Source organism: Micromonospora sp. NPDC005367 (genome assembly GCF_040606825.1).
In the GTDB taxonomy this organism is placed as follows: domain Bacteria; phylum Actinomycetota; class Actinomycetes; order Mycobacteriales; family Micromonosporaceae; genus Micromonospora.
In genome coordinates this window covers 28,079-38,105 of record NZ_JBEXFP010000060.1, presented here as the reverse complement: position 1 = coordinate 38,105, position 10,027 = coordinate 28,079, and the positions used below count along the sequence as shown (strand labels likewise).

The 10,027-nt window shown below is 72.3% G+C and carries 8 protein-coding genes; 2 read left to right on the top strand and 6 right to left on the bottom strand.

Annotation, left to right across the window (positions count from 1 at the left end):
* Positions 1-180: hypothetical protein (locus ABZS42_RS28575; RefSeq protein WP_355150450.1), on the top strand; the 180-nt coding region annotated here is incomplete at its 5' end.
* Between the two features lie 292 nt (positions 181-472).
* On the opposite strand, the gene ABZS42_RS28570 is transcribed toward ABZS42_RS28575, so the two are convergent.
* The 6 genes from ABZS42_RS28570 to pyrR form a co-directional block, all read right to left on the bottom strand.
* A complete protein-coding gene (locus ABZS42_RS28570) occupies positions 473-1,504 on the bottom strand; it encodes a quinone-dependent dihydroorotate dehydrogenase (protein ID WP_355150468.1) in 1,032 nt (343 codons plus the stop codon).
* Between the two features lie 127 nt (positions 1,505-1,631).
* Positions 1,632-5,003 (bottom strand): carbamoyl-phosphate synthase large subunit, encoded by a 3,372-nt coding sequence (gene carB, locus ABZS42_RS28565; RefSeq protein WP_355150448.1) that lies wholly within the window; start codon positions 5,001-5,003, stop codon positions 1,632-1,634.
* Positions 5,003-6,265 (bottom strand): glutamine-hydrolyzing carbamoyl-phosphate synthase small subunit, encoded by a 1,263-nt coding sequence (carA, locus tag ABZS42_RS28560; RefSeq protein ID WP_355150466.1) that lies wholly within the window; start codon positions 6,263-6,265, stop codon positions 5,003-5,005. Before carA ends, carB begins: the two co-directional genes overlap by 1 nt.
* A 61-nt stretch (positions 6,266-6,326) precedes the next feature.
* On the bottom strand, positions 6,327-7,604 hold the full coding sequence (locus ABZS42_RS28555) for a dihydroorotase (RefSeq protein ID WP_355150446.1): 1,278 nt from the start codon (positions 7,602-7,604) through the stop codon (positions 6,327-6,329).
* On the bottom strand, positions 7,601-8,563 hold the full coding sequence (locus ABZS42_RS28550) for an aspartate carbamoyltransferase catalytic subunit (RefSeq protein ID WP_355150444.1): 963 nt from the start codon (positions 8,561-8,563) through the stop codon (positions 7,601-7,603). The genes ABZS42_RS28555 and ABZS42_RS28550 overlap by 4 nt, the downstream gene beginning before the upstream one ends.
* Complete coding sequence (gene pyrR / locus ABZS42_RS28545) at positions 8,560-9,144, bottom strand: bifunctional pyr operon transcriptional regulator/uracil phosphoribosyltransferase PyrR (protein ID WP_355150442.1); 585 nt, start codon at positions 9,142-9,144, stop codon at positions 8,560-8,562. The genes ABZS42_RS28550 and pyrR overlap by 4 nt, the downstream gene beginning before the upstream one ends.
* Before the next feature lie 288 nt (positions 9,145-9,432).
* Between pyrR and ABZS42_RS28540 the strand changes: the two genes are divergently transcribed.
* On the top strand, positions 9,433-9,921 hold the full coding sequence (locus ABZS42_RS28540; RefSeq protein ID WP_013285505.1) for a helix-turn-helix domain-containing protein: 489 nt from the start codon (positions 9,433-9,435) through the stop codon (positions 9,919-9,921).
* Positions 9,922-10,027: the final 106 nt, after the last annotated feature.

Below are 10,027 nucleotides of genomic sequence, written 5' to 3'. Positions count from 1 at the left end.
GACCGCCGGGCGACGCGGGCGAGCTGGTCGGCAGAAACCCGGCCGCGCCCGTCCCGGGCATCGCCGTGGGTCGTACGCGCCGTGGGCGTGCTTCCGGAGGGCGAGCCGCCGGGGCACGGCGTACGACGATCCTGGTGCGGTCGGCAACGGCTCCGCCGACCGACCGCCCATCCGGTGTGACGCCGGTCGGCACGGCGGTGATCACGGGCCGGCCGCCGCGTGGACCGACCCGCGCCCGCGGTCCGGCCTCCGCTGGGCGCGAGACGGTTCGTGCCCGGCGTGGGCCCGCTGGACGCGAGCCGACCCGTACCCCGCACCGGCCAACCCCGGCGGGGCGCGAGCCGGGCAACGTACGGCGCGAGCCGGGCAACGTACGGCGCGAGCCGGGCAACGTACGGCGCGAGCCGGGCAACGTACGGCGCGAGCCGGCGTCCGGGGGTTGCCCGGCGGGGCACCGGCGTCGCGCCCGCGCTCATCGAGCCGGCAGTCGCGCCGGTGTCGCCGCGCGCACCGCGGCACGGACCAGGGCCGGGCCCCGGTAGATGAAGCCGGTGTAGAGCTGGACCAGACTGGCGCCGGCGTCGAACATCCGCGCCGCGTCGTCCGGGTCGAGGACACCCCCGACCCCGATCACCGGCAACCGTCCGTCCGTCTCGCGGTGCACGAAGGAGACCACCTCCCGGGCCCGCGCCCCGAGCGGCCGCCCGGAGAGACCGCCGGTCTCCGCGCCTCGTGCCCGGTCGGCGTCGGCCAGACCGCCCCGAGCGAGAGTGGTGTTGGTGGCGATCACCCCGGCGGCGCCCCGTGCGAGGCAGACCTCCAGCAGTTCGGCGATCGCCGGTTCGGTGAGGTCCGGAGCGATCTTCACGAGCACCGGTTTCTCCCCCACCAGCGCGGCGAGCAGCGCGTCCAGATGAGACCGGTCCTGTAGGGACCGCAGGCCCGGGGTGTTCGGTGAGGACACGTTGACCGCGAAGTAGTCGCCGTACCCTTTCAGCGCCTGGTAGGAGGCCAGGTAGTCCTCGACCGCCTCGTCGAGCGGGGTCACCTTGGACTTACCGAGCGAGATCCCCAACGGCACGCCGAGCGGCCGGGGCAGCGCCGCCAGACCGGCCGCCAGAGCACGCGCCCCGGAGTTGTTGAAGCCCATCCGGTTCACGATCGCCTCGCTGTCGCGCAGCCGGAACAGCCGGGGCCGCGGGTTGCCCGGCTGGCCGTGGGACGTCACCGTGCCGACCTCGACGAAGCCGAACCCCAGCGCCGGCCACGCGGGCAGCGCCACACCGTCCTTGTCCATCCCGGCGGCCAGGCCGACCGGGTTGGGGAACTCCACCCCGAACACGGTGCGCGGGGCACGCGCCGCGTAGCGGGCCCGCATCGCCGCCAGCAACGCCGGCCGGCGGGACACCACGGCCAGCCGGCGTAGCGTCCACTCGTGCGCGGCCTCGGCGTCCCCGCCCCCGATCCGGAACAGCACGGGCCGTACGACGCGCTCGAACATCACCATGCCCGACCACCCGGAAACCGGCCGATCATGAAGCTGTCGCCCGCCGGCCCGGCGTGTCGCGTCAACAATCTCATGATCAACGCGCCTGGCCGGGCCCGGGCGGCGGGGGCGATGTGGGCGGGGGTCACTGGGCCGCCCGCAGGGCGGCGTGCAACTCCTGGAGCGGACGGACCCGCATGTCGCCCCGGATGCGGGCCTCGATGCCCATCACCGCGGCCGCCGCGCCGGGCACCGTGGTGATGCACGGGATGTCCCCGGTGACCGCCGCGCTGCGGATCTCGTAGCCGTCGGAACGGGCACTCGCACCGGAGCCCTGCGGGGTGTTCAACACCAGGGCCACGTCACCGCCGAGGATCATCGAGACCGCGTCCTCGCCCTCGCCCGCCTCGTAGTGCTTGCGGATCTGTTCGCACGCGATGCCGTGGCGGCGCAGCACCTCGGCGGTGCCGGTGGTGGCGACGATCTCGAAGCCCAGATCGGCCAACCGCTTGATCGGGAAGATCATGGCGCGCTTGTCCCGGTTGGCCACCGACACGAAGATCCGGCCCCCGGTCGGCAGCGAGCCGTACGCGGCCGACTGCGACTTGGCGAAGGCGTGACCGAAGTTCGTGTCGATGCCCATCACCTCGCCGGTGGACTTCATCTCCGGGCCGAGCAGCGAGTCGATGCCCTTGCCGGTGGGCGTACGGAACCGCTTGAACGGCAGCACCGCCTCCTTCACCGCGATCGGGGCGTCCGCCGGCATCGTGCCGCCGTCCCCCGTCGCCGGGAGCAGCCCCTCGGCACGCAACTCGGCGATCGTCGCGCCGAGCGCGATCCGGGCCGCCGCCTTCGCCAGCGGCACGGCGGTCGCCTTCGAGACGAACGGGACGGTACGCGAGGCCCGCGGGTTCGCCTCAAGCACGTAGAGCACGTCATCCTTGAGCGCGTACTGCACGTTCAGCAGGCCGCGTACGCCGATGCCCCGGGCGATCGACTCCGTGTACCGGCGGACCTCGGCCAGGTGCGAGCCGGCCAGGGTGATCGGCGGCAGGGTGCAGGACGAGTCTCCGGAGTGGATACCGGCCTCCTCGATGTGCTCCATGACGCCGCCGAGGTAGACCTCGCCGTCGGCGTCGCAGAGCGCGTCCACGTCGATCTCGACGGCGTCGTCGAGGAACCGGTCCACCAGCACCGGATGGTCCGGTGAGATGTCGGTGGCCCGTCCGATGTAGCCGCGCAGCGTCGCGTCGTCGTAGACGATCTCCATGCCGCGTCCGCCGAGCACGTAGGACGGGCGGACCAGCACCGGGTAACCGATCTCGTCGGCGATCGCCTTCGCCTCGTCGTACGAGGTCGCCATGCCGTACGACGGCGCGCGCAGCCCGGCCCGGGTCAGCAGGGCGCCGAAGGCCCCCCGCTCCTCGGCCAGGTGGATCGACTCCGGGGAGGTGCCCACCACGGGAACTCCGGCGTCCTTGAGCCGCTGCGCCAGCCCCAGCGGGGTCTGCCCGCCCAGCTGCACGATCACGCCGACCACACCCGGCCCGCCGGCCGCCTTGCCGGAGGTGTCCTCCGCGTGCCAGACCTCCAGCACGTCCTCGAAGGTGAGCGGCTCGAAGTAGAGCCGGTCGGCGGTGTCGTAGTCGGTGGAGACGGTCTCCGGGTTGCAGTTGACCATCACGGTCTCGTAGCCGCCGGTGCCGGCGCCACCCGCCGGGGCGGCACGCAGCGCCTGGACCGCGTGCACGCAGGAGTAGTCGAACTCGATGCCCTGCCCGATCCGGTTCGGTCCGGAGCCGAGGATCAGCACCTTGGGCCGCGTCGACCCGACCACCTCGGTCTCCAGGTCGTACGACGAGTAGTGGTACGGCGTGGTCGCCTCGAACTCGGCCGCGCAGGTGTCCACGGTCTTGTACACCGGCCGGATGCCGAGCCGGTGCCGCAGCGTCCGTACCCCGTCCTCGGCGGCCAGCTCCGGACGCAGTGCGGCCAGTTGCCGGTCGGAGAGGCCGGCCCGCTTCGCGCGGCGCAGCAGCTCGGCGTCGAGCACCGGCGCCGCCACGATCTCCGCGCGCAGCTCGACCAGGCCGGCGATCTGGTCCAGGAACCACGGGTCGATCCCGCCGGACGCGGCGGCCACCTCGGCGATCGAGGCGCCCAGCCGTAGTGCCCGCTCGACGGTGTAGAGCCGCCCGTCGTGCGGCGTACGCAGCGCGGCGAGGGTGTTCTCCTTGGTGGCTCCCACCGGGTCCGGCACACTCCAGAAGCCGCCCGCCCTGGTCTCCATCGAGCGCATCGCCTTGTTCAGCGCCTCGGTGAAGTTACGCCCGAGGCTCATCGCCTCGCCCACCGACTTCATGGTGGTGGTCAGCTCCGCGTCCGCGCCCGGGAACTTCTCGAACGCGAATCGCGGGATCTTCACGACCACGTAGTCCAGCGTCGGCTCGAACGCCGCCGGGGTCTTCAGCGTGATGTCGTTGGGGATCTCGTCCAGGGTGTAGCCGATGGCCAGCTTCGCGGCGATCTTCGCGATCGGGAAGCCGGTCGCCTTGGACGCCAGCGCCGAGGAGCGCGACACCCGGGGGTTCATCTCGATGACCACGATCCGCCCGTCGGCCGGGTTCACCGCGAACTGGATGTTGCAGCCGCCGGTGTCCACCCCGACCTCGCGCAGCACGGCGATGCCGAGGTCACGCAGGCGCTGGTACTCACGGTCGGTGAGCGTCATGGCCGGGGCCACGGTGACGCTGTCGCCGGTGTGCACACCCATCGGGTCGACGTTCTCGATCGAGCAGACCACCACCACGTTGTCGTGGCGGTCGCGCATGAGTTCGAGCTCGTACTCCTTCCAGCCGAGCACGCTCTCCTCGATGAGCACCTCGTGCACCGGGCTCGCGGCCAGGCCGTCACCCGCGATGCGTTCCAGGTCCTCCTGCGTGTGCGCCATGCCGGAGCCGAGGCCGCCCATCGTGAACGACGGCCGGATCACCACGGGCAGGCCCAGCTCGGCGACGGTCTCCCGGACGTCGTCCATGGAGTGGCAGACCCGCGAGCGCGGTACCAGCGCCGACGGGTCCGGGTAGCCGAGGCGGGCACCCGCCTTCGCCACGATGTCCTTGAACAGCTGCCGGTCCTCGCCGCGGTTGATCGCGTCGATGTTGGCGCCGATCAGCTCAACGCCGTACTTCTCCAGCACCCCGGCCTCGTGCAGGGCGACCGCGGTGTTCAGCGCGGTCTGCCCGCCCAGGGTCGGCAGGATCGCGTCCGGACGCTCCTTGGCGATGACCAGCTCGACGAACTCCGGGGTGATCGGCTCGACGTACGTGGCGTCGGCGAACTCCGGGTCGGTCATGATCGTGGCCGGGTTCGAGTTGACCAGGCTGACCCGGATCCCCTCGCTGCGCAGCACCCGGCACGCCTGGGTGCCGGAGTAGTCGAACTCGCAGGCCTGCCCGATCACGATCGGCCCCGAGCCGATGACCAGGATGTGCTTCAGGTCGCTCCGCTTGGGCATCAGTTTCCGCCTTCGCTGTGGTTCGAGTAGAGGCCACGGCCCTCGCTGCGTCGCCGGTCGAGGGCACGGCCCTCGCTGCGCCGCCGGTCGAGGGCACGGCCCTCGATCAACTCGGCGAAGCGGTCGAAGAGGTAGTCCGCGTCGTGCGGACCCGCCGCCGCCTCCGGGTGGTACTGCACCGTGAACGCGGGCACGTCCTTGGCCCGCAGCCCCTCGACCACGTTGTCGTTGAGGCAGACGTGCGAGACCTCGACGCCGCCGAACTCGGTGTCGATCACCTGGTCGGGGACCACCGCGCCAGGCCCGGCTCCGGGTACCTGCACCGCGCTGAGCTCCTGTTCGCGGCCCGGCCAGGCGACCGCGAAGCCGTGGTTGTGGCTGGTCACCTCCACCTTGCCGGTCGACCGGTCCAGCACCGGCTGGTTGATGCCCCGGTGGCCGTAACCGAGCTTGTAGGTGCCGAAGCCGAGCGCCCGGCCGAGGATCTGGCTGCCGAAGCAGATGCCGAAGAGCGGGATCCGCCGGCTCAACACCTCGCGGGCCAGCGCCACCGGACCGTCGGCGGTCGCCGGGTCACCCGGCCCGGGCGAGAAGAAGACCGCGTCCGCCCCGGTCGCGAGCAGCTCGTCGATCGTCGACGCGGCGGGCAGCACGTGCGTGGTGACCCCGCGGGCCGCCAGCCGGCGCGGCACGTTGCGCTTGATGCCGAGGTCCAGCGCGGCGACCGTGAACCGGTGCTCGCCCTCGGCCTGCACCACGTACCGCTCGGCGGTGGTCACCTCGGCGGAGAGGTCCGCGCCGACCATCTCCGGAGCCTGGCGGACCCGGGCCAGCAGGGCCCGCGGATCCTCCTCGACGCTGGAGATGCCGACCCGCATCGCTCCGCGCTCGCGCAGGTGCCGGGTCAGCGCCCGGGTGTCCACCCCCGCGATACCGACCACGCCCTCGGCGGCGAGCCGGTCCTCCAGCCCGCCACTGGCCCGCCAGTTGGAGCCGATCCGCGCCGGGTCACGCACCACGTACCCGGCGACCCAGATCCGGGACGACTCGTCGTCCTCACCGTTGACCCCGGTGTTGCCGATGTGCGGCGCCGTCTGCACCACCACCTGACGGTGGTAGGAGGGGTCGGTGAGGGTCTCCTGGTAGCCGGTCATGCCGGTGTTGAAGACCGCCTCGCCGAAGGTCTCCCCGACGCTGCCGTACGCCTCGCCGTGGAACGTCCGCCCATCCTCGAGAACCAGGATCGCCGGCCTGCGCTTCACCATGCCGCATTCCCTTCGATCCGGACTGCGGGGCTCCGCTCCGCTGCACTCCTCGCTCGGATCATTTGACAGCCTTTCCGTCCAGAACCGTCGGCTCACCGCGCAGGAAGGTCGCCACGACGCGACCCGGCAGCGACATGCCGGCGTACGGGGTGTTGCGGCTCAGACTGGCCAGCTCACCGGGCTCGACCACACGGCGCGCCGCCGGGTCGACCAGGGTGAGGTTGGCCGGCACACCGGGTGCCGGGTCGAGCCCGTGGGATTCCAGCCCGGCGATCCGGGCCGGGGTGCGGGACATGCGCTCGGCGATCAGGTCCCAGCGGGGGCCGAGCACCTCCAGCGCGATCGACAGCGCCGTCTCCAGGCCGAGCATGCCCGGTCGGGCGTACGCCCACTCGCACTCCTTGTCCTCCACCGCGTGCGGCGCGTGGTCGGTGGCGACGATGTCGATCACGCCGTCCACCAGCGCGGCGCGCAGCGCGGTGACGTCCTCGTCGGTGCGCAGCGGCGGGTTGACCTTGTAGACCGGGTCGTACGTCTCGGCCCGGACGTCGGTGAGCAGCAGATGGTGCGGGGTCACCTCGGCGGTGACCCGTACGCCGCGGGCCTTGGCCTGGCGCAGCACCTCCACGCTGCCGGCGGTGGAGACGTGGCAGACGTGCAGGCGGCTGCCGACGTGCTCGGCGAGGAGCACGTCGCGCGCGATGATCGCCTCCTCGGCCACGGCCGGCCAGCCGGTGAGCCCGAGGCGCGTCGAGACCGCGCCCTCGTGCATCTGCGCGCCCTCGGTGAGGCGCGGCTCCTCGGCGTGCTGGGCGATGACCCCGTCGAACGCCTTCACGTACTCCAACGCGCGGCGCATCAGCCGCGGGTCGGCCACGCAGTGCCCGTCGTCGGAGAAGATCCGCACCCGGGCCGCGGAGTCGGCCATGGCGCCCAGCTCGGCCAGCCGCTCGCCGGCCAGCCCGACGGTGACCGCGCCGATCGGCTGCACGTCGACCAGGCCGGCCTCACGGCCGAGCCGCCAGACCTGCTCGACGACGCCGGCGGTGTCGGCGACCGGGGAGGTGTTCGCCATCGCGCAGACCGCCGTATACCCGCCGAGCGCCGCCGCGCGGGCGCCGGACTCGACCGTCTCCGCGTCCTCGCGTCCGGGCTCGCGCAGGTGGGTGTGCAGGTCGACCAGGCCGGGCAGGGCGACCAGGCCGGCGGCGTCGATCACGGTGGCACCGTCGGCGGCCAGGTCGGCGCCGGTCTCGGCGACCACGCCGTCGCGGATCAGCAGATCGGTCGGCGCGGCGCCGAGCAGGCTGACCCCCTTGATGAGGTACGCGGTCATGCGTTGTTCCCCCCGAGCAACAGATAGAGGACGGCCATCCGGACGGAGACCCCGTTGGTGACCTGTTCGACGATGGTGGAGCGGGCCGAGTCGGCCACCTCGGGCGTGATCTCCATGCCCCGGTTCATCGGTCCGGGGTGCATGACGATCGCGTGTTCGGGCAGCCGCCGCATCCGCTGCCCGTCCAGCCCGTACCGGCGGGCGTACTCGCGGGCGGAGGGGAAGTAGGAGTCGGTCATCCGCTCCCGCTGCACCCGCAGCATCATCACCACGTCCGACGTCGGCAGCACCGCGTCGAGGTCGTAGCAGACGGTGATGTCGGGCGCCTGGGCCGCGCCTGCGCCCGAGGTGTTCGCCGCGGTCGCCCGGGTCGCCCAGTCGACCGGGATCAGCGTGGGCGGACCGACCAGGGTCACCTTCGCACCGAGGGTGGAGAGCAGCAGCACGTTGGAGCGGGCCACCCGGCTGTGCAGCACGTCGCCGACGACGGTCACGGACAGCCCGGCGAGCCGCCCCAGCCGCGAGCGCATGGTGTACGCGTCGAGCAGCGCCTGGGTGGGGTGCTCGTGGGTGCCGTCGCCGGCGTTGACCACCGAGCCGTCGACCCACTCGGCCAGCCGGTGCGGCGCACCGGAGGCGGGGTGCCGGACGACCACCGCGTCGGCGCCCATCGCCTGGAGGGTGAGCGCCGTGTCCTTCAGGCTCTCCCCCTTGGCGACGCTGGAGCCCTTGGCGGAAAAGTTGATCACGTCGGCGCTGAGCCGCTTCGCGGCCGCCTCGAACGAGATCCGGGTCCGGGTGGAGTCCTCGTAGAAAAGGTTCACCACCGTCCGCCCACGCAGCGCGGGCAGCTTCTTGACCTCGCGGCCGGCGACCGTGGCCATCTCGGCGGCGGTGTCCAGGATCCGGGTGGCGGTGGCGGCGTCCAGGTCGGCGCCGGAGAGCAGGTGCCGGATCATGAGCTGGTACCTCCGTAGAGCTTGACCCCGTCCGTGCCGTCGGTCTCGGCGAGCGTCACCTTGACGCTCTCGGCCAGTGAGGTCGGGATGTTCTTGCCCACGTAGTCGGCGCGGATGGGCAGCTCCCGGTGGCCCCGGTCGACCAGGACGGCGAGCTGCACCGAGGCCGGGCGGCCCACGTCGTTGAGCGCGTCGAGCGCGGCCCGGACCGTCCGGCCGGAGAAGAGCACGTCGTCGACGAGGATGACCCGCTTGCCGTCGATGCCGCCGGGCGGCAGCTGGGTGGGGCCGATCGCGCGGGTGGCGTGCCGGCGCAGATCGTCGCGGTAGAGAGTGATGTCGAGCACACCGACCGGGACGGCCACGTCTTCGAAGGTGCTGATCCGGGCGGCGAGCCGTCGTGCGAGCGGGGCGCCCCGGGTGGGAATGCCGAGCAGGACGGTGTCAGCGGCGCCCTGGGTCTTCTCCAGGATCTGGTGGGCGATGCGGTCGACCACGCGCTGGACGTCGGCGCTGGCGAGGATCACCTTCACCGAGGGTTGCCGCGCAGGTGGTGATTCGGCAGCCGGTGGGCAGGCCACGGCAGACCTCCTTCCCCGCCTCACGGGACGGGTCGTTAAAGGATGTCGGACGCCTCCGCCGCGGGCCGCGGACGGCCCACGCGAAGGCTTCACGCCACGTTACCAGTGGTCACCGGGCCGGCCACCGCCACCCACTGACCACCGGGTCAGTGTGGCGGAACGGCGAAGACTTCCCGCACGCTCCCCAACGGTAAGGTCACGAACACTTGACCAGGTGTCGCAATCCCCGTACCGTCACGCTCCGTAGCGAATCGCTGGGAGAACCCCCGCAGCACTGGGAGTGTCCGAATGCCCTCTGAATACGCCAAATCTCTGGGCGCCCGCCTGCGCTCGATCCGCCAGCAGCAGGGGCTGTCCCTGCAGGGGGTGGAGGAGAAGTCGAACGGGCGGTGGAAGGCCGTGGTGGTCGGCTCGTACGAGCGCGGTGACCGGGCCGTCACGGTGTCCCGCCTGGCCGAACTGGCCGACTTCTACCGCGTGCCGGTGTCCGAACTGCTGCCCGACGGCAGCGGAGTCCGTCACGAGCCCACCAGCAAGATCGTGCTGGACCTGGAGCGGCTCTACGACGAGGCCTCGGAGGACCTGGCCTACGTCGCCCGCTACGCGCGCGCCATCCAGCAGCAGCGCGGCGACTACAACGGGCGGGTGCTCTCGATCCGCGCCGACGACCTGCGCGCACTGGCGATCGTCTACGACGCCTCGCCGTCCGGTCTGATCGAGCGGCTCACCGAGCACGGCGTGCTCGTCGCCGACCCCCGGGCGTTCTTCGCCTCCTGATCGCCTGACCAGCAGAAAGGGGCCCGGCCGGCAGGCACCGGGCCGGTGAGGTACCCGGTACGGTGCGGCGGGGGACGCCGGTGAGCCAGACCCGGCCCGCATAACC

Bases quoted from the DNA above. Each gene is read 5' to 3' on its own strand.
- carB (WP_355150448.1), bottom strand. From the start codon at position 5,003: ATGCCCAAGCGGAGCGACCTGAAGCACATCCTGGTCATCGGCTCGGGG.
- ABZS42_RS28555 (WP_355150446.1), bottom strand. From the start codon at position 7,604: ATGACCGCGTACCTCATCAAGGGGGTCAGCCTGCTCGGCGCCGCGCCG.
- ABZS42_RS28550 (WP_355150444.1), bottom strand. From the start codon at position 8,563: ATGATCCGGCACCTGCTCTCCGGCGCCGACCTGGACGCCGCCACCGCC.
- ABZS42_RS28540 (WP_013285505.1), top strand. From the start codon at position 9,433: ATGCCCTCTGAATACGCCAAATCTCTGGGCGCCCGCCTGCGCTCGATC.